The sequence below is a fragment of the Serratia sp. 3ACOL1 genome (assembly GCF_003668775.1).
In the GTDB taxonomy this organism is placed as follows: Bacteria; Pseudomonadota; Gammaproteobacteria; order Enterobacterales; family Enterobacteriaceae; genus Chania; species Chania fonticola.
The window spans coordinates 1,449,821-1,472,696 of record NZ_CP033055.1 but is presented as its reverse complement, the minus strand read 5'-3'; the positions used below and the strand labels follow the sequence as shown (position 1 = coordinate 1,472,696).

The 22,876-nt window shown below is 52.1% G+C and carries 16 protein-coding genes and 1 pseudogene; 12 read left to right on the top strand and 5 right to left on the bottom strand.

Translation table 11 applies throughout. The features are described from left to right. Nucleotides 1-22: 22 nt before the first annotated feature. Nucleotides 23-802: an ATP-grasp domain-containing protein gene (locus D9980_RS06845; RefSeq protein WP_121606817.1), complete on the top strand. Its 780-nt coding sequence runs from the start codon at nucleotides 23-25 to the stop codon at nucleotides 800-802. 48 nt (nucleotides 803-850) lie between these two features. On the opposite strand, the gene lysC is transcribed toward D9980_RS06845, so the two are convergent. Beyond that, nucleotides 851-2,212, bottom strand: coding sequence for a lysine-sensitive aspartokinase 3 (gene lysC, locus D9980_RS06840; RefSeq protein ID WP_121606816.1), 1,362 nt, complete (start codon nucleotides 2,210-2,212; stop codon nucleotides 851-853). A gap of 603 nt (nucleotides 2,213-2,815) precedes the next feature. On the opposite strand from lysC, the gene D9980_RS06835 reads away from it, so the two are divergent. The 4 genes and pseudogenes from D9980_RS06835 to D9980_RS06815 all read left to right on the top strand — a co-directional run bounded on the left by D9980_RS06835 (nucleotide 2,816) and on the right by D9980_RS06815 (nucleotide 7,967). Beyond that, nucleotides 2,816-4,201: a diaminobutyrate--2-oxoglutarate transaminase gene (locus D9980_RS06835; RefSeq protein ID WP_121606815.1), complete on the top strand. Its 1,386-nt coding sequence runs from the start codon at nucleotides 2,816-2,818 to the stop codon at nucleotides 4,199-4,201. Between the two features lie 15 nt (nucleotides 4,202-4,216). Then, complete coding sequence (locus tag D9980_RS06830; protein WP_121606814.1) at nucleotides 4,217-5,680, top strand: aspartate aminotransferase family protein; 1,464 nt, start codon at nucleotides 4,217-4,219, stop codon at nucleotides 5,678-5,680. A gap of 124 nt (nucleotides 5,681-5,804) precedes the next feature. Then, entirely contained in the window at nucleotides 5,805-6,194 is a 390-nt protein-coding gene (locus D9980_RS06825; RefSeq protein WP_121606813.1) for a DUF4440 domain-containing protein, read from the top strand. 1,165 nt (nucleotides 6,195-7,359) lie between these two features. Continuing rightward, nucleotides 7,360-7,967, top strand: a pseudogene (locus D9980_RS06815) (DUF1062 domain-containing protein). A 188-nt stretch (nucleotides 7,968-8,155) separates the two neighbouring features. On the opposite strand, the gene D9980_RS06810 reads toward D9980_RS06815, so the two are convergent. The 4 genes from D9980_RS06810 to D9980_RS06795 form a co-directional block, all read right to left on the bottom strand. Continuing rightward, entirely contained in the window at nucleotides 8,156-8,815 is a 660-nt protein-coding gene (locus D9980_RS06810) for a DUF2931 family protein (protein ID WP_121606812.1), read from the bottom strand. A 6-nt stretch (nucleotides 8,816-8,821) separates the two neighbouring features. Further along, nucleotides 8,822-9,481: a DUF2931 family protein gene (locus D9980_RS06805; RefSeq protein ID WP_121606811.1), complete on the bottom strand. Its 660-nt coding sequence runs from the start codon at nucleotides 9,479-9,481 to the stop codon at nucleotides 8,822-8,824. Further along, on the bottom strand, nucleotides 9,478-11,376 hold the full coding sequence (locus D9980_RS06800) for a PAAR domain-containing protein (protein ID WP_202913978.1): 1,899 nt from the start codon (nucleotides 11,374-11,376) through the stop codon (nucleotides 9,478-9,480). The genes D9980_RS06805 and D9980_RS06800 overlap by 4 nt, the downstream gene beginning before the upstream one ends. Before the next feature lie 367 nt (nucleotides 11,377-11,743). Continuing rightward, nucleotides 11,744-12,166, bottom strand: a complete 423-nt coding sequence (locus D9980_RS06795) for a DoxX family protein (protein WP_065685023.1) — start codon at nucleotides 12,164-12,166, stop codon at nucleotides 11,744-11,746. Nucleotides 12,167-12,996: 830 nt separating this feature from the next. On the opposite strand from D9980_RS06795, the gene D9980_RS06790 reads away from it, so the two are divergent. From D9980_RS06790 to D9980_RS06760, 7 genes are all read left to right on the top strand, one after another. Further along, nucleotides 12,997-13,455: a hypothetical protein gene (locus tag D9980_RS06790; protein WP_121606809.1), complete on the top strand. Its 459-nt coding sequence runs from the start codon at nucleotides 12,997-12,999 to the stop codon at nucleotides 13,453-13,455. Continuing rightward, the gene (locus D9980_RS06785; RefSeq protein ID WP_121606808.1) at nucleotides 13,452-15,287 is read left to right on the top strand and encodes a GMC family oxidoreductase; all 1,836 of its coding nucleotides are present in this window, start codon (nucleotides 13,452-13,454) and stop codon (nucleotides 15,285-15,287) included. Before D9980_RS06790 ends, D9980_RS06785 begins: the two co-directional genes overlap by 4 nt. Then, nucleotides 15,274-17,058 (top strand): GMC family oxidoreductase, encoded by a 1,785-nt coding sequence (locus D9980_RS06780; RefSeq protein ID WP_121606807.1) that lies wholly within the window; start codon nucleotides 15,274-15,276, stop codon nucleotides 17,056-17,058. Before D9980_RS06785 ends, D9980_RS06780 begins: the two co-directional genes overlap by 14 nt. A gap of 1 nt (nucleotide 17,059) precedes the next feature. Continuing rightward, nucleotides 17,060-18,700: a ferritin-like protein gene (locus D9980_RS06775; RefSeq protein WP_121606806.1), complete on the top strand. Its 1,641-nt coding sequence runs from the start codon at nucleotides 17,060-17,062 to the stop codon at nucleotides 18,698-18,700. Nucleotides 18,701-18,711: 11 nt separating this feature from the next. Then, nucleotides 18,712-19,590, top strand: a complete 879-nt coding sequence (locus D9980_RS06770) for a hypothetical protein (protein WP_121606805.1) — start codon at nucleotides 18,712-18,714, stop codon at nucleotides 19,588-19,590. A 66-nt stretch (nucleotides 19,591-19,656) separates the two neighbouring features. Then, nucleotides 19,657-21,231 (top strand): GMC oxidoreductase, encoded by a 1,575-nt coding sequence (locus tag D9980_RS06765; RefSeq protein ID WP_121606804.1) that lies wholly within the window; start codon nucleotides 19,657-19,659, stop codon nucleotides 21,229-21,231. Next, entirely contained in the window at nucleotides 21,228-22,874 is a 1,647-nt protein-coding gene (locus tag D9980_RS06760) for a UbiD family decarboxylase (protein ID WP_121606803.1), read from the top strand. The genes D9980_RS06765 and D9980_RS06760 overlap by 4 nt, the downstream gene beginning before the upstream one ends. Nucleotides 22,875-22,876: the final 2 nt, after the last annotated feature.

Genomic DNA, 22,876 nt, shown 5'->3' with positions numbered 1-22,876 from the left:
AAATGGAATAGGGTCAATTTAAATGCAGCTGATTTATCCCAGTGATTACTTTAACCCTGCCAAGGCCGATGAAACCTTTGAGCAGGAGTTTACCTGTGCCAGACAGAATGGATTAACCTGTGTGCTGCTGTCCTCTGAACACGCCTCGATGGGAAAGTACAAGTTCTCTCACAGCTTTGAGCCAGATGTCCCCGTGATATGGCGTGGATGGATGCTAAGCCCGGAGGAATATCAACAACTGCATAGAGCCGTTTCGCTAAGCGGCGGGCAACTGCTTGAATCATTTGATGATTACATTCGGTGTCATTACATCACCGGCTGGTACGACATTTGCCAAAAGTATACACCGGAAACCGTATTGGTCAGTGCAGATGCTGATTTCGGTATGCTGACCGATCAGCTTAAGTGGCCGTGTTACTTTGTTAAGGATTATGTTAAATCACTGACAACCTCCAGAGGCTCTGTTGCCGCAAATGCCGATGAGATCCGCGAAGTGTTGAAATCCATTGAGCACTTCCGTGGGAAGATTGAAGGAGGAGTCAGCCTTAGACGTTTTGAAAATTTTATCCCCGAGAGTGAGCGCAGATATTTTTCATTGAATGGCAAGGTTTTCTCTGCTGACGGAATTATTCCAGAGGTGGTTATTGAAATCGCGCAGCTCATCGATGCTCCATTTTTCTCCATCGATATGATTGAAAATGATGCGGGTCAGCTCCGGCTTATAGAGATCGGAGATGGGCAGGTATCCGACATCAAGGAATGGCCAGTTGAGCGTTTTGTCCGGATATTTATGGCGTCATAGGAGCCCAAATAGACGGGCTTCAGGGGCGCGCAAACGCCCCGATTTAACTTACTCAAATAACCTACGGTGTAGCGCAATAACCGCACCATCAGCAACGTCGCTTGGCAGCAGGAAGCAAAGATTATCATTGGATGCGCCATGGAAAATCATGCGCACGGCATACTCATCCAGATCCACAAATGTATCCCGGCATACGCCCGTGCCACGATGGAGTTGATTGCCAATCAGCGTGACCAAGGCCAGCCCGGTTTCAATATCGACCCTGCAATGAGAAGAGAGTGCTGTAAGCAACGCGGTGGTCAGGGTGTGATCTTCTCCTGAAGTAGATCCCGTGGAATTCAGGGCTAGCGCTATGCAGCTCTCGGAGGTAGTAACCAGATCCACATCAACCTGATGTGCTGCCAGAATCGCGAACATTTCGGCAAAGAATAGGTATGCCGGTTGCGCATGCAGGCTGCGCAATCTCAGCAACGTCTGTTTGCGACGAACGGCAATGGCGCGATAAAGTGGCGGATCCTCTGTCTCGCGGCGAACCAGCGTTCCACCGGCAGCGGTATTTTTGCTGGAGCCCACAAAGACCGGGATATTTTTCCGCATTGCGGGTAACAGGGTCGCCGGATGGAGCACTTTCGCACCAAAAGCAGCCATGTCGCTGGCTTCGGAAAAGGAGATATGGTCGATACGCTGGGCCTGCGCCACAATGCGCGGATCGGTGGTGTAGATCCCGGCCACATCAGTCCAGATATCGACACGTGAGGCCTGCAATGCTTCCCCTAGCAGGGAGGCGGTATAGTCGCTGCCACCTCGGCCAAGCGTGGTGGTATGCCCTGAGTCATCACTGCCGATAAAACCTTGGGTGATAACAATCGCCTGCTCAATACGCGGCCGCAGATGGGCTTCAGCCTGATCTTCCACCAGGCTGATATTGGGTTCGGCACAACCGTAAAGGTTGTTGGTTCGAATGACTTTACGGGCATCAAACCATTCAGCTTGCGCCTCACGTTCACGAAGCACTTCAGCAAATAACAGGCTCGACATCAGTTCGCCATGGCTGACCAGTTCATCACTCAGCGCAGTGGAAGGCGTTGCCAATGCCGTCTCGGCAAGACGGACAATATTTTCAAGGAGTTGATCGATTTCTTTGCTGATGACCAGCGGCGCTTTCAGGCGGGAAATAATGTTGTACTGGATAGTGCGAAGGGTATCAATTTTATCCATACGATCACGACTTTCCAGCCCTTCAGAAAGTTCAACCAATAGATTTGTGACCCCTGCGGAGGCAGACAAAACGACCAGACGGACGTGGTCATCAGCAAGAACAATACCGGCACTGCGATTCATCGAGTCAAAGTCAGCAACGCTGGTGCCGCCAAATTTGGCAACGACGAATTGTGGATAAATGCGTGTCATAACAATCTCATATCAGGGCGCCATAAAAAATGGCAAGAAAATTTTCATTCTCGGCATAAGGGAAGCACGCTTCTCCTTACGAAATGTCCGCCCGCGAACATTTCTGATGACAACCCAGGAAAACCTCCTGTTGTCGATAACGTGTATTGCCTCTTACGCGTTACCGGTGTGATGCGCATTAATTCTTTATTTACGGATAGTAAAAATAAGCGCGCCATAGTAAGTGATTTATCTTAATGGATCGACATTTTTATTTTATTTGGCAATAAATCAGTGAAAAAGAATGCCTTACAGACCAGAACCTAACATTCTTAACGGTAAAATCGTGTAACAAAAGAATAAAACCATATCAAAACGATGGTTTTCATGACGTTGTATCCAATCTGGACATTCGTAACGCTTTGCGCGACATTGGTAACAAAAATTAATGCATCGATAATTGTAAGTTATTGTTATAACTAAGCTTTAAAGGGGGTGCTGCATGCTAAAACAAATGATTGAGTACACCATTAAAATAATATATATTGGCCGCGTTTTTACAGGCAATCCCCTTAACCTTTTACTCAACCCGGCGTTAATAATACCCGAGGTTGTGGGAGTGATATGATGACGGATAAAGTCCGTATTGATACTTTAAGTGCTAGTTCATTACCACAAAGCAATGATACCTTTTTAGCAAGACAGGCCGAGTTTGAGTCTAACGTCAGAAGCTATCCACGAAAACTGCCATTGGCAATTGCCAAAGCACAGGGCGTTTGGATTACTGATGTTGAAAATAATCAATATCTTGATTGTCTTGCAGGCGCCGGGACTCTGGCGCTGGGTCATAATCATCCTGACGTGCTTCAAAGCATTCAAAGTGTCATCAGCAGCGGCTTACCGTTACATACGCTGGACCTTACCACACCTCTGAAAGATGAATTTTCCTCTTATTTAATCTCTTTATTACCGGGCCAGGGCAAAGAATATTGCCTGCAATTCACAGGTCCGTCTGGCGCTGATGCGGTTGAAGCCGCGCTCAAACTGGCCAAAAAAGTAACTGGCCGTTCAAGCATCATCAGTTTCTCCGGCGGCTACCACGGTATGACGCACGGCGCGCTCTCCGTAACCGGTAACCTGTCACCAAAAGAAGCGGTCAGCAACATGATGCCGGAAGTGCAGTTTATGCCTTATCCGAATCAGTACCGCTGCCCGCTGGGTATCGGTGGCGACGCAGGCGTAAAAGCGCTGACGTACTACTTCGATAACTTGATCAACGACGTGGAAAGCGGCGTACGCAAACCAGCGGCGGTGATCCTCGAAGCGGTGCAGGGCGAGGGTGGTGTGAACCCAGCTCCGGCCGAGTGGCTACAGCGCATCCGTAAAGTTACGCAGGACCATGGCATTCTGCTGATCATCGACGAAGTCCAGGCTGGTTTCGCACGCACCGGTAAGCTGTTCGCATTTGAACACGCAGGTATCGAGCCAGACATCATCGTTATGTCTAAAGCTGTCGGTGGCGGTCTGCCGTTGGCCGTACTGGGCATCAAAAAACAGTTTGACGCATGGGCGCCAGGCCACCATACCGGAACATTCCGCGGTAACCAACTGGCAATGGCCACCGGTCTGACCACGCTTAAGCACCTTAAAGATAACGCCATTGCGGATAAAGTTGCCGCCCAGGGCGAGTGGCTGAAAGGCAAACTGGCCGAACTGCAAAAACGTTATCCGGTTATCGGTCACGTACGCGGCCTGGGCCTGATGATCGGCATTGAGATCGTGAAGCCTAACGAAGCACAGGATCACATGGGATGCTACCCGGCGGATGGTGAACTTTCGGCATTGCTGCAGAAAAAATGCTTCGAATCCGGTCTGATTCTGGAGCGTGGCGGCCGTCATGGTTGTGTACTGCGCCTGTTGCCGTCACTGCTGATCACCGACGCTGAGCTGGAAATTTTCCTCGATAAATTTGAAAACGCCTTGCTGGCCACTGGCATGGAGCCGGTTTAATCGGAGTTAACGATCGTGTCTGATAACAACCCAATTCTGTCCGGTTCGGCGCAAAGTATCGCCGCCTATCAGGATGCCATTGAGCAGAGCAGCAAAGCCGTTATCGAATGGCTAAAGCAGCCAGAAATGTATCAGGGGAAAACCGTCGACCAGCTGCGCGAGCGCATCCAGTTGAACTTTACCTCTCAGGGCTTGGGTAACCAGGCCGCCATTGAGCGTGCAGTTGAGTATTTCCTCAAGGACAGCCTCTCTGTACATCATGCACAATGTGTGGCGCATCTGCACTGCCCGAGCCTGGTGATTAGCCAGGCTGCAGAAGTGCTGATCAATGCTACTAACCAGAGCATGGACTCCTGGGATCAAAGCCCATCAGCGACCATCATTGAGATCAAACTCATTGAGTGGCTGCGTGAGCAGATAGGATACAGCGCCGGTGATGCCGGCGTGTTCACCAGTGGCGGCACCCAGAGTAACCTTATGGGGCTGATGCTGGCGCGTGATGCTTTCTTCGCGCGTCAGGGGCACTCCGTTCAGCAGCATGGTTTAACGGGTGATCTGAGCAAAATCAAAGTGTTCTGCTCCGAAAGCGCACACTTCTCCGTGCAAAAAAACATGGCGTTGATGGGGCTGGGCTACCAGTCAGTCACCCAGGTGAAAACTGATGCGTTCTCGCGTATGGATCTCGCTGACCTGAAAACCAAACTGGCGCAGGCAAAAGCCAACGGTGAGCAGGTGATGGCGATTGTTGCCACCGCCGGTACGACCGATGCGGGTGCGATTGATCCGTTAGAGGATATCACCACACTGGCCGCGCAGGAAAATATCTGGGTTCACGTTGATGCCGCATGGGGCGGAGCGCTGCTGCTTTCTGAGAAGTATCGCCACTACCTGAACGGCCTGGAATCCGCTGACTCCGTGACACTGGATTTCCACAAGCAGTTCTTCCAGACCATCAGCTGTGGTGCATTCCTGCTGAAAGACGCACGCCATTACGAACTGATGCGTTATCAGGCGGCATACCTGAACTCTGATTTTGACGAAGAGCAGGGCGTACCGAATCTGGTGTCAAAATCACTGCAAACCACACGTCGTTTTGATGCTCTGAAACTGTGGATGGGCCTTGAAGCGTTGGGTAAAAAGCAGTACGCCGAAATCATTGACAATGGCGTTACGTTGTCACAGAAAGTGGCTGAGTATGTCTCTGCACAGCCGCATCTGGAACTGGTTATGCAGCCACAGTTAGCAAGCGTACTATTCCGTTTCTTTCCGAAAAGCGACGATCGCGCGTTTATCGCGCTGTTGAACCAGCGCATCGGCGATGTTCTGTTGGCATCAGGTAGCGCCAACGTTGGGGTAACGGAAGCAGATGGCGTAACATGTCTGAAGCTAACGCTGCTGAACCCAACGGTTTGTCTGGAGGACGTAAAAGTCCTGCTGGCAAGCGTGAAAGAAACGGCTGAAAAATTGCTCAACGCGTAATCCTTTAGTAGCCGAATCTGCGTCGAGTTGCTAGTCAATTCGGCGCAGCTAGGTGAAATCTGGTGGGTAATGATAGCCATTAGTTCTCAGATTTCACATAGCGCGATCAAAAAAGGAGGGCGTTTTGAACGATATTGCACAGCTTTTGCCAGTAATCCAATCACTGGAGGTTAAACTCCATCAGTCGGCAACGCGCAACGATGCCAATCTCGTCGGAGAATTGCTGCATGACGATTTTGAAGAGATCGGCTGTTCCGGGCTGCACTATGACAGACAGCAAACCATTGCGGCGCTAAAGTTGGAAAGCGGCCAGCCAGAGATTTTTGCCGAAGCGTTCAAACTGGTCAAGATTGCCGATGGTGCCGTATTGTTGAGGTATAAAAGTTTTCAACGTGATGCGGATGGCAGCATAGTTCGCCGTGCGGAGCGTTCTTCGATCTGGTTGCAATCGTCACAAGATAGCGGAGGCCATTGGCAGATGCGTTTTCACCAAGGAACACAGATCGAGGATTGAAGCCGACTGTGTATCAACTCGAACTCATGAACAAACTTTTAGAAAACCAAGCAGGCAAAGAGTGAAGGTGAGGTGAGATAAGCCTAGCGGGATACCCGGTGCGTAATTGCCCATTCTATTTAACATAATATACATTATGCGCACCAAGGTAACTATACGTGGAATCTGGCTATCTGGTACTGTCATTGGTCTTCATTGGCCATAGTCAAAAATTCACTTGGCCAGCCAACCCCATGCTCTTACCTGACTTTTCAGTACCAAATCTCATCCAAGGCAATCATACAACCGACAAAGCTTGTTCTTCATTTGCAGTTGGCCGGCAAGGATCGAACAAAATCGAGAGCTGAGTCTACCAGTTTCCGGCGTAGTAAATTATCCCAAAAAGTTGACGGTCCTGCTCGCACCCATCCCTGGATTTTACGACCACGCGAAATCATTGGAACAATGTCTGGTTGTTCCAAGCCTGGTCAGCATCCCATCATCACAAGCCGCAAAGATAAGCTTGCCATCAAGAAGCCAAGCCACCAAACATAGCTTTCTCGGTCAAGCCAGATAGAGCTTCAAGATCTTCACGTAAGATTTCCTCCAGTCCTTGATCGCGTGCCACGAAATTTCCTTGTTCTTTGTATCATCACTGAACTACCAATATGATGATCGGGCGGGATTTCGTTTTCGCAATCTTCACGTTAACACTATGGCCAAACAGATACCTAAAACCAACCTGTTGATAATTTTTACCTCATCAACAGGTCAAAACCCCCTGCTTTATTGATCGCGCTACGTGAAATCTGAAATGGTATGGCTACACTAACCGTGTAGATTTCGCCAAAATGTATGTTTGTGATGACTCGTCCACAGGAGTTACAACCTCGACCCTGAGAAAACATTCGGGAACGGCGTTACCGTCCCCCTGTACTCAACGCATTTTTTTAGCGTGTCAGATCAATAGATCCTACAGTGACCATCATGAATATTGATTGAACTCATTTACCCGATAATGCCGATTTGGTAGTCTCGACGTATCTCTTTGATCATCGGCAGGATTGTAGCGTTGGAAATCTTTTTTTAACCCACTGAAAAATATCTCATAAATATTTTTCATACATAAACATCCATGGTCCGTTCAGTACGGATCCGGTTTTGTATGGGTTAAAAAAGGTACGCTATGAAAGTTTCATGGACCGTCACGCCCGTGGGATATCAGCGCATTGCGAAACGCTGCCCTTCATGCAGCGTAAAACGGGATTTCACGCCCTCGGGGCTATTCGGGTAAATGCGCAAAAGAAGGTGCTTGATATCTGGAGTATCTATAAGTGTACGCACTGCGATTACACCTGGAATATCTCCCTGTTTTCACGCCTGCACGTCAGCAAAATTAATCCTGAACTTTATCAGCGGTTGATAGCGAACGATATCGTTATGGTTCAACATTTTGCCTATGATAAAGAGACGCTGAAGCGAAATAACGCCGAGCTATCGGGGCGGCCTGATTTTCGCATTCAGGAGCGGTGGTCGGTCAGCATATCTCGTCGCAATCGGGTCAGGGTTAGCGTCAGGATTTCTCTTTCTTTTCAGGTCAGCCTGCTATCGATTTTGCAAAAGCAACTCATGCTGAGCACAGGCGAAATCAAGAGACGGATTGAGTCAGGGAAAATAAGTGGCGTCACGATGAAAATGCTTAAATCGCGAAAGCTGAAGGCAGCGGAATATAAGTTTCAGCTGTCTGCGGAAACGCTGTACGCCAAACGCAGGATCGTTCTGACGCGTAGTTAAAAGCAAGAAGCTCACCTTGAGGTCAACTACGTCAGTATGACAATAGCTCAAAAGAAGGAAAGACCCAAGGTGAGCTTCCCATTACCTGTGACATAAGATAAATGCAGAGTAACCTCGGGCTGGCCCGCACCGTGGCACGCCATCAGCAGCAGTACCGGAAGAAGCCCCGCCATTAGGAACAATGTCTGCTACCAATTACCGTAGGGATAGGTTTTCCCTTTGATAAAATCCTCAGTATTTTCCCCATATTCATAGCCGTTAGAAAACCGTGTTATCCCTTTGCAAAGCTCTAATTTATCCCCAGACACGGTCTTTAAGACTGATGGCGTCACGCGATAATTAGGCTGACTACCGATACCTCGTAGCCAGACTGCAATCTTACCTTCCGGAGCAAGACCAATTTGTATATTGTCGTAATACCCGATATTACCCTGATAATCCTTATACACGCTGGGTTTGCGCATTTTATCCACAACGGCGTCAGACAAGGTCAGGCGAGTTTCATATACTCTTTTATCAATCACCGAGTCCCAGCAAAAAAGAATATGCCTGGGGGGATGTTTAACGTGATTCCAGTGCCCTCCAGGTGCGCGATCGCTATCATTCCAATTACCGATCACTTTATCCAGGTCTGGTGTGCTGTCCAGCGTATTAAACCGGTAATCAGTACCGTTAGCATCAAGGATTGCGACAAACGTTACCAGTGCGGGTAGCGCCTTGGGCGTGAAAAAATTAAATTTCCACTCGGTGGGCACATCGTTTTGGACTGAAGCCTCGGGCTGGCCCGCACCATGGCACGCCATCAACACCAGTACCGGTAGAAGCCCCGCCAGACGGGTTAGGAACAATGTCTGCTACCAATTACCATACGGATACGCCTTCCCTTTAATAAATTCAATTATGTCTTTGTCATATCCATAAGAAAAATCACTCTTGGTTATCCCTTTGCAAAGCTCTAATTTATCCCCGGATACGGTCTTTAAGACTGATGGCGTCACGCGAAAATTTGGCTGACTACCGATACCTCGTAGCCAGACTGCAATCTTACCTTCCGGAGCAAGACCAATTTGTATATTGTCGTAATACCCGATATTACCCTGATAATCCTTATACACGCTGGGTTTGCGCATTTTATCCACAACGGCGTCAGGCAAGGTCAGGCGAGTTTCATACACCTTTTCATCTATCAGCGAGTCCCAACAAAAAAGGATATGCCTGGGGGGCTGCTTAACGTGATTCCAGTGCCCGTTGAGCGCGCGTGCGCGGTCGTTCCACTCGCCAACAACGTCATAGAGCGCCTTCGTGCTGTCGAGAGTATTAAACCGATAATCCGTACCGCCAGCATCAAGGATAGCGACAAAAGTCACTACCGCAGGCAGCGCTTGAGGCGTGAAAAAATTAAATTTCCACTCGGTGGGCACATCGTTTCGGACAGAAGCCTCGGGCTGGCCCGCACCGTGGCACGCCGTCAGCAGCAGTACCGGAAGAAGCCCCGCCAGACGGGTTATTTTCATATTTTATTTCCATCCATATTGTATACCGTTCTCTGCCAGCTTTCGTCAGGACGGTTAGTAAAGGTTACTAGCTTCGCCGGTTTGACTGCCCCAGCGATCATTCCCTCACCGTCTCTGACCACGCTGTTCCAGTTGGCTGAACAATGGATATATTTCTCCGCCAGCATTTCAACTTCCTGACTAGTGAATCCGGGAGCCGATGCCCCATTCCGTACTGCGCGGCCCATCACAATCGCTTTTTCACACAAATTGTTGAGTTCTGAACTAAGCCTTAATTCTGTATTCGTATTACGAATAGGATCGAATAGCACACCCGCATCCTGCGCCGCATCGATCATTACCCGCAGCACCACCCTCGACCAGTCGTTGCGCGTCGGGCGCTCAATGACCGCTGCCGCCCCGCTGCGTTTTTGCGGCCTGCCGTAGCGATCGGCTGGCATCCGCTCGTCGTGCCAGGTATCAATGTTAATATCCAATGCCTGCAACAAAGAGGCAATCGCTGGCCAGGTATCCATCGCACTGAGCTGCTCACAGGCCTGTTGATAAACCCGCGTTTTCGTATCAGGTGTGGAAAAGGGTACGGTTTCAAACTGCGGACGGGTAATGAAATAGGCTTCGTACTCGTCAGGGTTGTAACCGCCACCAATGTCAGAGTGCGCACCTGGCAAAGCCAGTTCCGGCCACGCAGGCTTCACACTGTTCAATGCAAAGTTAAACCGGCATTCGTGCTGTGCGGTGATATGAAAAACCTTCTCGGCCACTCCCGGACGCAGCACAATATTCACCTCACCCGTATCGGCGCTGTGCGGATTGAACCCGTTGACCGGCGTACCGATGCCAGCCACCGTATCAAATATCCCCAGAAACCGGGTTTTACCGCCGGGCGTACCTGAGAACTCAATACTTCCCAGACCGGCCTTGATGGCAGCGATAATCGCCTGATCCTGACTGAATACCCGGTTGGCAAAATGCCGAGCCGCCGCGGCTCCCCGGCTGAAACCGAAAATATCAAACTGTAATTCCCTGACGATGTCGATATCGGTTCCGGATGGATTGGTTAAATAGTCTTTGATGGCGGCAACCAGTGCCCTCACTGCCTTGTCGGTTTTACTCACCACACCGGATTTACCCCGGCCGGTGCCCATCCCGTAAGCACTGTCACCTTCCCCGCTTTCCGTACCAATCCCCTCTATATAAATTGCGTTCTGTCCCTGCTCACTATCAACGGGGAGGTTGGTAGAGTACAGTGTATTGAGCCAGTGCACATTGGTGTAATATCCGAGATGACTACCTGCCGCGAAGCCGCTGTGTCCGCTTTTTAGCTGAACGCACTGGAAATAAGCTGATTGAGCATCGGCATTGTTCATCCCAAAATGCTCTCCGGAGCAGGCATCAAGGCTGGCGGCGGTATTATCCGCATTATTGCCGGTGCCGTCGAAAAACACCCCGATGGTCAGGGTAATTTCCCGCTTCTGCCTTTCCTTTTTGGCCGCTTGCGCGTGCTGCTCAGGCTCTGCTGCCTGTTTCTTCACACTCTGAGCATACTGCGCTGGCTCCGCTGCCTGTCCGCTATTCATCAGCATTGAGCTCGGAGATATGGATGGAGCAACCGAGAGCGGTTGACTGCTCGCAACTAGACGATGGCTACCAGCCGGGCAACCACAAGCCACAAGGTGGCCGTCAAGTGCCGTTGGTACTCCATAAAAACTTAAGTTTGCTTCCCCTTCGGCAATAACCCCGATTTTCCCGCAAGCCGGACACGAAACCTTATGCCCTTTCAGCGCGACGGGAATACCATCACACGTGTAACGATTTCCCAGAACGCCCTCCAGTACCCGCCCCCCTGTTGTGGTGGTATCGCCCTGGCAAATGACCGATATTCCCTGGTAGTTCATTCCTCTGCTCATATCCTGCGAGCCTCTTTGTCAGCCTCTTCCATGACATTACTCCATGTTTTATTAAGGGTTGTATCCGGAACCAGACTAAACTCTCTACGACAAACTGTCAAAAATTGACCAATTTGAAGAAGCCAGTGGACACCAGCATGTTAAACGTCAACATCACGAAATCGATGCCAATGCGTATCATCGGCCTGTCTCACACGGGTTCTTACAGAGAGAGCAATCGGGCTTTCACTGGAGCTATACCAGTTGGCGAATTGTGTTCGCGCTGAAAAGCCAAGTATTAATGTTCAGAAATATTGAAGTGGCATTCAGCACTGGAATGCCACGGAGTGAGCCCTAGCGATACCGGCTAGCTACCTCAGCGCCAGTTCGGATCCTTCATTACCGAATAGCGACCACTGCCAAGGAAGGCGATGGCCAGCCCGGCAAAGAAATACACCGCCATATCTTCTGCTCCCCACGCCCCTACCTTCGTCAGCATCAGCGCCTTGCCGGGATCGATCAGCAGATAAGCCGCCAGCATGGTAAATGAAAACACCAACGCCGCCGGGCGGGTAAAAATCCCCAAAATAATCAACAGTGGAGCCACTAACTCGCCGAGGAAAACGCCGTAACCGATAAATCCTGGTAGCCCATGTTGAGTCAGCAATCCCTGGATATAATCGATACCGCCGATCAGTTTATGCCACCCATGGAATATCATCATAATGCTGAACGCCAAGCGCAGGATCAGCTTGCCCAGATCTGGACGATCCATGACACGATTAAACCAATTCACCATGTTGCACCTATTGAAAGTTAATGAGAATCATAATCAATCTAATCCTAAGTTGTATTTTTACAACGGAATTCGTACTAAACCTTGATCTAACACATTAAAGAACCTTTCATAAAAACCGACACCACCTGCATGCCTGCCTCCTTAGAGCGCGGCGTTATAGTAAGCACGTAAAGAATTATCTTTCTATCTATAGGAGCTAAATGTTAATAATTGGCATTTTATGCTGTTGTGCGTTTTTTTACAGCAAAACATCTTTCCCTCAGGGGAATTATATATCATTAAATACTTTATTAATGCTTAAGCTTGCGGAATATGGTCTCTCATACCATATTTATTACACTCCGAAGAATGTGGTGGATTAAGTGAAATAAAAAAACTTAACCACGTACTTTAACCCGTAACATTCTAAACGAGCTTTTATTTTAATGAGATACCACGCGCCTGCGCAATGCTGGCACGCTATGTGTATTTCATTTTATTTAGCATAGCAATTCACCGCTAATATAATTAGCCCGGGAAGTAAACATTGTGAATCTCACGTAACTGTTCGCCACCAGCGGTGGCCTTGCTTGCGTGTGGTACACGCTATTCTTTAAAATTCAAAAGGTTAACATGAGTTAAATTACCGTTATTGTTTTTACAATAGCGTACTTTTTAGTGCGCCTAAAGAACAAGAAATCATGAACATCCACGTTACTGGAGGCTCAGGGATTAATACGCCCTATTAATCCATAGCAATAAATAAAACGACTAATGCAACCTGTTTTATTGATTTTTCCCGGTGGCAATAATAACGCCACCATAATAAAAACCTATACAGGCAGCACCTTATGAGCGATGAACAACTAGCATCCGATGCGGCACTACAGCAATTTATCGATCTTTCCCGTTTATTAACCGGTTTTGACCGTTTTGAGTTACTCGGTACTGGCCAAGCAGCCTTTTATTATGACTGGGTACAAACGCACGCGGCAGAAGGTTTTGCCACATTGTTGGCGACCTACGGCGAACTTCCGGCAGATGCTGCACAGCACTCGTCCTTTGTAGAAACTCAACTGCTGGGTTCTGAAAAGTTGTCAACGTTGGTGAGCAGCATTATCAAACTGTGGTACCTGGGCCAGTGGTATTCGCCAGACAACCCGAATGATACCCAGATCCCCAGTGCTAACAGCTATCAACAGGGCTTGGTGTGGGATGCGATCCATGCCCATCCACAGGGTGCCAAACAACAAGGCTTTGGTGCCTGGTCTGAACCACCGGTAACCTCCTCTACGGTGGTGAAACTATGAATATCATCACTCCTGAACAAGCAGAGACAACCGAGTACGACGTGGTGATCGTAGGGGGTGGGATCTCCGGCGCCATCGTTGCCAAAACCCTGACGCAAGCGGGAAAACGCTGCCTGATTGTCGAGGCCGGTACCGGCGTGGGGACGGATTACCAAGGCTATCTGGATTACCTCAACACCTTTTATACCGCCACCATCAAAATCCCCAATGCTCCCTACCCTGATAATCCCAATGCCCGCGAGCCGCTGGAAACCGATGTTACCAAAACACCGAACGACCAAGGTTACTTTGTCCAGCGAGGGCCGCTGCCATTCAGTTCGACCTACACCCGCTATCTGGGGGGTACCACCCTGCACTGGCTCGGAACCTCGCTGCGCATGCTACCAGAGGATTTTCGCCTGAAGTCGTTGTATGGCGTGGGCATTGATTGGCCAATCGATTATCAGGAACTGGAACCGTGGTACCGCAAGGCAGAGTTGGAGCTCGGGGTTTCCGCCAATGTGGAAGAACAATCCTATCTTGGTGTCACCTTCCCACCGGGTTATGTCTACCCCATGCACGGGCTGCCTGCAAGTTGGAGTGACAAACAGCTGGCCAGCCGCATTGATGGCATGCAGGTGGAAGATGACGGCAAATCTTACACCCTGAAAGTGCGCGGAACGCCCGCCTCACGCAATAGCGTTCCCAATAGTGCTTACGATCAGGGCCGGGGCTATACCCCAAAAGGTGCCGTGGGTAACGACAAAGTGGGCCTCCGCTGCATGGGTAACTCCAGTTGCGTGCCTATCTGCCCTATTCAGGCCAAATATAATGCACTGAAAACGCTGAACACCGCCAACCACGAAAAGCTCGATATCGTGTTGCAGAGCGTGGCATTCCAATTGGATATCGACCCACATAGTAAGGCGATCAACGGCGTTCAGTTAAAACACTATCGCTATCCGGGAGATAATTCCTACAGCCTGCATACGGTGCGGGGCAAACGCTATGTGCTCGCCGCCCACGCTGTCGCCAACGCGGTGCTATTACTGGCCTCCGGTGCCTGTAAAGGCAACGATCTGGTTGGCCGCCATTTGATGGATCACCCGGAGTTGCTGACATGGGGGCTTACCAACAAAACGCCATTGTGGCCGCTACGTGGCCCATTAGCGACCTCGGGCATCGAGGATCTGCGCGGTGGCAGCTTCCGTAAACACCACGCACCGTATCGGTTCGAAATGGGCAACGACGGTTGGCTGTGGCCAGCTCAGGCGCCGTCGAAAGATGTGATCACTCTGGTAGACGACGAGCAACTGCACGGTAAAGAGTTACGTGAAAGGCTCAAAGACCAGGTTTCACGTCAATTCCGCTTTGGCATCCTGGTGGAACAGCTGCCGGAGTACGATAACCGCGTCACCATCGATCCGAATTATCTAGACATAATGGGTAACTACCGCCCGGTCATTCACTACGATTTATCGCCCTATACCCGAGCCGGTTTCGCCAGCGCCTACGATATGTCGATGAAAATCTTCGACCAGGCCGATATCAAAAACTACTCGTCCTACTCAAAAGAAGATGCCGGAGCCTTCGTCTGCCCAGACGGCAGAACCCTCACCTTTAACGGTGCCGGGCATTTTGCCGGAACCCACTGCATGGGTGGTTCACCAGAAAGCTCAGTGGTGAATAAGGAGCAGCGCACCTGGGAGCACCCCAACCTCTATCTGGTGGGCTGCGGCAACATGATCAACATGGGTACCTCAAACCCAACGTTAACCATGTCGGCGCTCACCTGTTGGGCTGCGCATAACATCCTGCAGGATCTGAACGGGGGGCATCATGCGGCAGATTGATTGGCAGCAAGCCACCGCCCAACCCTATGATGCGGTGATCGTAGGCTCAGGATTTGCCGGTTGCATCATGGCCAAGCAGCTGACCCGCGCTGGCCGCCGGGTGCTGATCGTCGAAGCCGGGACGGGCAACGACAGCTTTGGCCAGCACCTGGATCATGTACAAACCTTTATGCAGGCCGTGGCAAAAACGCCTAACGCGCCCTATCCCGATTCACCCAACGCACCACAGCCAGAAGTGACTGACGTTGAACCCATCACGGCCGGTAAACCTTTGCACAAAGGGTATTTCGTGCAGATGGGCCCCTATCCCTTTGAAAGTAACTATACCCGCCGGCTGGGTGGCACGTCGCTGCACTGGTTCGGCAGCTGTCCACGGATGCTGCCAGAGGATTTTGCCATGGCCACGCTGTTTGGGCGTGGCGTGGATTGGCCGCTGAGCTATGAAGAGTTACTGCCCTATTATCAACGCGCTGAACTGGAAATTGGGGTTTCCGCCGACGTACAGGATCAGCAATACCACGGCATCTATTTTGCACCAGGCTATCAGTACCCGATGCAAAAAATCCCGCAAAGCTATCTGGATCGCTGGATGATCGCCGGATTGGCCGATGCCGAATTACCCGGTACGGCAGACAAAGCCCAGATCCGCTCTATCCCGCAAGGCAGAAACAGTGTGCCTAATGCAGGTTATACCCCGCGTGGTGCGGTGGGTAATCCGGCCGTGGGTCGTCGCTGTATGGGCAACTCCAGCTGTATTCCTATCTGCCCGATCCAGGCTCGTTACAACGCGTTAAAAACCCTGGTGGAAACGGATGCCGATTTGCTGATCCAGGCGGTTGCCTCTCGTCTGCATATCTCGCCAGAGACGGGGCACATCAGCGCGTTGGACTGCAAGGTGTGGAAGAATGACAGCAGCCATGACTTTGAGCCAATCACCTTACACAGCGAGCTGTTTATTCTGGCCGCCAATGCTATCGAAAATGCCGTGTTATTACAGGCATCACAGGCCTGTCAGTCCAGCGGAGAACTGGGGCGCAACCTGATGGATCACCCCGCCATTCTGTCTTGGGGATTAGCGCCGGAAGCGATAGGTGCATTTCGTGGACCGGGTTTGACGTCAACGCTGGTGAACTACCGGGGTGGCGAATTCCGCCGCGACCGCGCCGCATTTGTGCTGGAGATCGGCAACTGGGGCTGGAGCTGGCCACGCAACGAACCAGTGGACAGCACGCTGGATATGATCGATGACGAGCGATTATATGGCAAGGAGTTACGCCAGCGGCTTGGGCAAGTACTACCCCGGCAAATCCGCCTGGACATGATGACCGAACAGCTGCCGGATGCCGCCAATCGCGTCACTATCGACGATCGCTGGCGTGATCCGCTCGGCAATTACCGGCCAGTGATCCACTACAACGTGGACGACTACAGCCAGGGCGGCATGGTGTTTGGCCGCGAAGTGGCCAGCAGCCTGTTTAGCCAACTGGGCATCAAGGATTTCACTCACTACCGATCAGACAACCCCGGTTATTTCACCTGGCAAAGTAACGGTTACATCTGGGCGGGCGTTGGCCATATTGCAGGCACCCACAGGATGGGAACGCGGCCAGAGAATTCGGTAGTCAACCGGCACCAGCAAAGCTGGGATCACCCCAACCTTTACGTTATTGGCTGCGGCAGCATGCCAACGCTGGGCACCTCAAACCCCACGCTCACCATGACGGCCCTGACCTTCGCCACTGCCGACCATATACTCGGACGGAAACATTGATATGAACATGACCGCAAAAGCCAAAACCTTCCAGCTTGCTGAAACCTCGTTTGCCCAACTCGGCTATGTGCAGTTTGCCGACGAAAAAAGCCTGGCGCAGGATCTGACCGAACTGCGCAATCTGCTGCAGAGCGCCATGCAGCTGGAACATGCCACCATTCCCCCCTATCTGACGATGCTCTATACCCTGGATGACGACGTTGACTGGCGCATCATCGAAACCCTGCGTTCGGTGGTGGTGGAGGAAATGCTGCACTTCACCCTGACGGCCAACCTGCTCAACGCCATCGGCGGGACACCCGCGGTCGATTCGCCCGACTTCCTGCCCCGTTATCCCGCACGTCTGCCTTACGATATTGATGATATTGAAGTGAATCTGTACGGCTTCTCCAAAAACGGTATCTTCCAGGGCATGGTGATCGAGCATCCGAAAGATGTCCGCCCGCGCGCCATCGCCAATGAAGTCCCCAGCGATATGACCATCGGGGAGTTTTATCTTTACGTTGAATCGCGGCTGCGGGCAGCGGTGGAAACCCATGGAGAACGGGCGATTTTCTGCGGCGATCCGCAGCGCCAGATCCCACCGGATGTTTTCTACTACGGCGGCGGGGGCAACGTACTGAAAGTAAGCGATCTGAAATCCGCGGTAGCCGCCATGAAACTGATTACCGATCAGGGTGAAGGCACAGAAAACGATATCTGGGTGGTGGATGAAGATGAGTTGGCCCACTATTTCCGTTTTAGCCAGATCTACAATGAACGGCTGTATCAAAAAGGCGATACCGTGGCCAGTGGCCCTACCGGCGACCCATTCCCGGTGCCGTGGAACAAAAGCGTGCTGATCGACAGCAATGCCAAGGTCAGCGATTATCCACCCGGAGAGGTTCGTGACGCCATCACCCGGTTTAACCAGCGTTATTGTCAGCTACTCGGCGATCTGCAAACTGCATTTACCGGTGCCCCAGACAAGTTGATGGCCGCCGTGGTGGCGATGTGCGCGCTGCGGGATGATTTTCGCGCCATAACCGCCAACCCGTTCCCCGGTAAGGAGTTATTCCACTGCGCCCCCACGTTTGAGTACACCGTGGCTAACCACCAGCCGCTGGGTAAACAGGTGTTGATGGCTGCTCCGGCCACCGCAGCCGTAACCATAACCGACAGTGCTGATGCCAGTGCCAGTGCCAGTGCCAGCAATGAGGCCACTCTGGATCAACTGCAGCAAGCCTATTCCAGCGGTAACTTGCAGTTGGCACTCTCCTGCATGAGTGACGAGGTGATCTGGGATATCTCCGGCCCCAGCGAATGCCCCTATCTGGGTGTGTTCTACGGCCACGAAGGGTTTACCCGTTTTTGGACGCTGCTTGGTGCAACGGTGAATTTTGGCAGCGCGGGCGTCGAGAAATCCTTCTTCAGCGGCGATCAGGCAATGTCCTACGGGGGCGAACAAGGCACGACCAAATGCGGCCGCGTACCCTATCGCTACGACTGGGCGATCCGTTATCAATTCAATGAACAGCATCAAATCACCCTGATGCGTCAGTACTTCAACCCACTGAACATTCTTTCGGCGCTGAAGGCCGCGCCTTATCCGGTACCGGCGGCTTGCCCACACTCGGCCAAACCTCAATCCCAACAACAGTAGGAACCACGCACATGTCTAATCAGCAAAATGATTTACCCAGCATCCCGACGCCGTTCACCATGCCGTTCTACTACGCCTCATTGACCAACGTTGGCGTGTATTATCTGGTGCCGTTGAGCCGCGTGGAACCTTACTTGCAGGGAACCGGGCTTAGCCCAGCGCGGTTTGGCGACAAGGCGATGGTGAGCTTTAACTTCCAGTTGTATGCCGGGCAGTTTGCCTCTGGCCTCAATACCCCACCGGAACAATGGGGCAGCAGCGGTGCGGCGATCACCCAAGAGCTGGAGCTCAACATTGTCGCCTATCCCGAGCACCGTAAAGACCAACTGGCCCCTATTGGCTATCAGGAGTTTATCCAGGACGGCGATCAAACCAAGCTGTACGGTAACCATCGCGTCTGGGTACCTTGCGATGCCCCCATCGCCATCGCCGCCGGTGAGCAGCTGTTTGGCGAGCCTAAATTCCAGACCACTTTCAAGGTCAATTTGGCCTCACAAAATCCGGTGCGGACCAACTCTCCGGTCTATCAGCCCGAGTGGGTGGAAACCTGGGGCTTCCGGGTGGATGATCCAAAGGATGCCAAGACCGCGATCTTCACCTGCATCGTCAACACCTTGGGCATTAAGGCGATCCCGGGCAACATATCGCCAATTACCGAATACGGCGTTCACGACGGCAAACTGATCGGTTGCCGCTGGAACATCCTGCAGGCGATGGATACCTATTTCCTCAACGGCGGCCACGCTGAGGCAGTAAAACTGGTGCTGGGGACCAGCAGCCACCCCATGCGTAAAGATCTGGAGCAGTTGATCGGAGGTTGCGCCCCAGTGGCGGTACAAACCCTCAACTCAGCCCCGGCGGCCATTCAAAGCCGCGCCTATTACCCATAGCCGTTTGCCCCGCCGCCGGTTCGGGGCGGGGATGATTTTTCGCATGCCACGTTCCGGGAGCCAACTATGAGTGAAGTCGACAATATCTATTTTTCCCGCTTTGCCCAGATCAAGGGGCAGTCTTTTGACTATATCGTGATTGGTGGCGGTGCCTATGGCACCAGCTTTACCCACCGGGTGCTGCAACATAATCCCCAGGCCCGCATTCTGGTGCTGGAGAAAGGCGATTACCTGATCCCCGACCATATCCAGAACATTCCACCGGCCTACATCAAACTCAACACCAGCGTGGGTATCCGGCCATGGACCTACCATGGCTCTGCCGATATGAAACTCAGTCTCAACTTTATGCCGCAGATCCCTTATGTTGGTGGCCGCGCGCTGTTTTGGAACGCCTGGACCCCGCAACCCGATAGCAGCGAAATGCCGGACTGGCCAGCGCAGGCGATCGAGCGTCTGGATAATCAGTGGTATCCCACAGGCGAATTTATGGGGAGGCGCTACTCCCTGGACATCCCCGGCAATCGCAACCAGTCACTGAATCGCTTTATGGGTGAACGCCTGTTCTCGCAATTGGCCAATATCAGCGGAGCCAAGCCGCAACCCAGCCCGAGCGCGTTGGACTCCGCCATGGCAACTGGCCAGGGAGTGGCACCAGAGGACTGGGCCAAGTTCTCGCCCATTTCGGTACTGGTGAATGATGTGCAGGCTTACGCCTCACTCAAGGTAGTGGTCAATGCCGAAGTGGAGCAACTGATTGCAGAAGGTGACGTTGTCACCGAAATCATCACTAAAGAAGGGTCACTAAGCGTCGGCAATGCCAAAGTGATTTTGGCCTGCAACACGCTGGAAGCCGGATTTATCCTCACCAAGTCTTTCCCTGACGATAAACTGGTAGGAAAAAACCTGTGCGGTCATATCCGCTCCTGGCTGGCCGCCCGTATCCCCGCCAACAGCCTGCCGGCTTTGACCAACCAGTTGCAAACCGTGGCCTATTACCTGCCCGGCATCGATAAAACCACCAACCGCCTGATGCACACCCACATCAGCGTGGTCCATAACCCGCAACCCGCAGAAAGCTACGACGTGCTGTACCGCATTCTGCCAGATGCTTCTTCACCAGAAGCCGTTGCCACCTATCAGGACCCTGACTACGTGGTGATCATGCTGCATTCCATGGGAGAGTTCCTGGGGGAACGTTCGGCAAACTCGTGGAATTACGTCACGACCAACCCGCAGGGCGAGGCCGAGGTGTATATCCAGATGAAGGAAACCGACCGTCAATTCTGGGATGCGATGGATAAAACCACCTATGACGTGATGTACGCTCTTGCCGGAGATGCTCCTCTTGAGTACCAGCACAATAACCAGGACGGCAGCTTCACCTGGGAATCTTCACCGCCAGACAATATTCGCAATCAGGGGTTGGTGCACGAAGCTGGCACTTTATGGATGGGCGACGATCCGGCCACCTCGGTCACCGCCCTCAACGGTCAGATGCACCGTTACCCGAACATTTATGGCCTGGGCAGCATGTTGTTCCCCCGCCCAGGCTCATGGAACCCAACGCTGACCGGCGTAGCCCAGTCTTTCGCCCTGGCCGATGAACTCAGTGGCCCACATCAGGATCAAAATCAATGAAGCGACGTAAACTGAAAATTGATGTGCAGAAAGTCCCCAAATCGTACCGCGCCTATCTGGAACTGTTGGCCAGCAAGGGGGAAGTGGTGGCGATACCTGACGAGGTGGATTGGTATCTGGAGATCGGCGCCATTCTGCGCCACGCCTGCGAAACGGAAAGCCCGATGCCGCTGTTTAGCAAGGTGAAGGGCGCCCCCGGTTTCCGGGCGGCAGAAATGGGCCCGACGGTCAGCCGCGTACCAGGCAAACGCTGGCAGCGTCTAGCGCTGATGCTAGGCTTGCCGGACGATGCTCAGTTACTGGAGATCCAGGATGCCTTTCTGGATGCCATCGGTCAGGAGCCGCATCCGCCAGTGATGGTCGACCCGGCCACCGCCCCGTGCAAGCAAAACAAATGGGTTGGCGATCAGGTGGATATGACCAAAATCCCGGCTCCTATCCTGCACGACGGCGACGGCGGCCGCTATTTCCAGACGGCCGGAGCCATCATGGTACGTACCCCGCCAGGTGAGCCTGTACCGGAGGACGCTTACACGGTAGATAAGGACGCCTGGACCAATTGGTCATTCAGCCGGGCGATGATCGCCGGTTCACGGCCGCAGAATAACCCAACGCCAAAACCGCCTCACGCCAGTTCGGTCGGCGTACCACACGGTAATGGCCCGCATTATTCGAAGAACAATATTGTCGGCCTGTGGCTGCCTTTCCAGCATAACGGCATGATCTACAATATGTGGACGGCCCAGGGGAAAGACTGCCCGTTTGTGATCGCCCTTGGGGTGCCCCCGGCGGTCACCATGCTGCTTTCTGCGGCTCCGCCAGCTTGGCATGACGAATACAACTATGCTTCAGCGTTCCTTGGCCACGGCATCGAGATGGTGAAAGCGGAAACCTGCGATGTGCTGGTGCCTGCCGAATGTGAAATCATCATCGAAGGCTACGTCAGCGCGGATAAATCCGTGGCAGAAGGCCCGTTTGGCGAGTTCCCTGGCTACCTTTCCAACCAGTCCAGCCTGAAACCACTGGCGAAAATTACCTGTGTCACCTTCCGTGATGAGGCTATCTTGCCGATCTGCATTCCGGGGGTTCCGATCGACTCTACGCTGATGCTCGGCTGCTTCTGTTTATCTGCCACCGCCAGAGTGTATTTTGAAAAGTCCGGTCTGCCGGTCATCGACTGTTTCAGCCCGTTGGAGGCCTCTTCCCATTGGCTGGTGATCCGGGTCCGTGACGACTGGCATAAAATCACCGGCATGACGGTCAAAGCCTTTATCGACAAGATTGCCGAAGTGTTCTGGACCAACCATATCGGTAAAACCACCGCCAAGCTGATCATCGTGGGCGAAGATATTCCCCCTGATGACAGCAACAAAGTGACCTGGGCATTAGCGACACGTAATAATCCGGTGCAGGGCGTGTTTCACTATCCGCAATATGACTCCGACGGTACCGGGTTACAGATTTACCTGGATGTAGCCACCAAACTACGCGGGCGCGGCGGCTTGGTGGCCTACAGTTGCCTGCAGATCCAACAGCAGGTTAACCAGCCGTTGGAGCAGGTATTGAGCTTTGCCACCAATTATCCGCTGCCGTTGCAGGAGAAAATCAAAAGCAAATGGTCTGAATGGGGATTTGATCGCTAAAA

Excerpts from the sequence above, each read along its gene's own strand:
- D9980_RS06795 (WP_065685023.1), bottom strand. The coding sequence starts at position 12,166 with ATGGTGAATTGGTTTAATCGTGTCATGGATCGTCCAGATCTGGGCAAG.
- D9980_RS06835 (WP_121606815.1), top strand. The coding sequence starts at position 2,816 with ATGATGACGGATAAAGTCCGTATTGATACTTTAAGTGCTAGTTCATTA.
- D9980_RS06845 (WP_121606817.1), top strand. The coding sequence starts at position 23 with ATGCAGCTGATTTATCCCAGTGATTACTTTAACCCTGCCAAGGCCGAT.
- D9980_RS06785 (WP_121606808.1), top strand. The coding sequence starts at position 13,452 with ATGAATATCATCACTCCTGAACAAGCAGAGACAACCGAGTACGACGTG.
- lysC (WP_121606816.1), bottom strand. The coding sequence starts at position 2,212 with ATGACACGCATTTATCCACAATTCGTCGTTGCCAAATTTGGCGGCACC.
- D9980_RS06765 (WP_121606804.1), top strand. The coding sequence starts at position 19,657 with ATGAGTGAAGTCGACAATATCTATTTTTCCCGCTTTGCCCAGATCAAG.
- D9980_RS06780 (WP_121606807.1), top strand. The coding sequence starts at position 15,274 with ATGCGGCAGATTGATTGGCAGCAAGCCACCGCCCAACCCTATGATGCG.
- D9980_RS06775 (WP_121606806.1), top strand. The coding sequence starts at position 17,060 with ATGAACATGACCGCAAAAGCCAAAACCTTCCAGCTTGCTGAAACCTCG.
- D9980_RS06770 (WP_121606805.1), top strand. The coding sequence starts at position 18,712 with ATGTCTAATCAGCAAAATGATTTACCCAGCATCCCGACGCCGTTCACC.
- D9980_RS06805 (WP_121606811.1), bottom strand. The coding sequence starts at position 9,481 with ATGAAAATAACCCGTCTGGCGGGGCTTCTTCCGGTACTGCTGCTGACG.
- D9980_RS06760 (WP_121606803.1), top strand. The coding sequence starts at position 21,228 with ATGAAGCGACGTAAACTGAAAATTGATGTGCAGAAAGTCCCCAAATCG.
- D9980_RS06790 (WP_121606809.1), top strand. The coding sequence starts at position 12,997 with ATGAGCGATGAACAACTAGCATCCGATGCGGCACTACAGCAATTTATC.
- D9980_RS06800 (WP_202913978.1), bottom strand. The coding sequence starts at position 11,376 with ATGAACTACCAGGGAATATCGGTCATTTGCCAGGGCGATACCACCACA.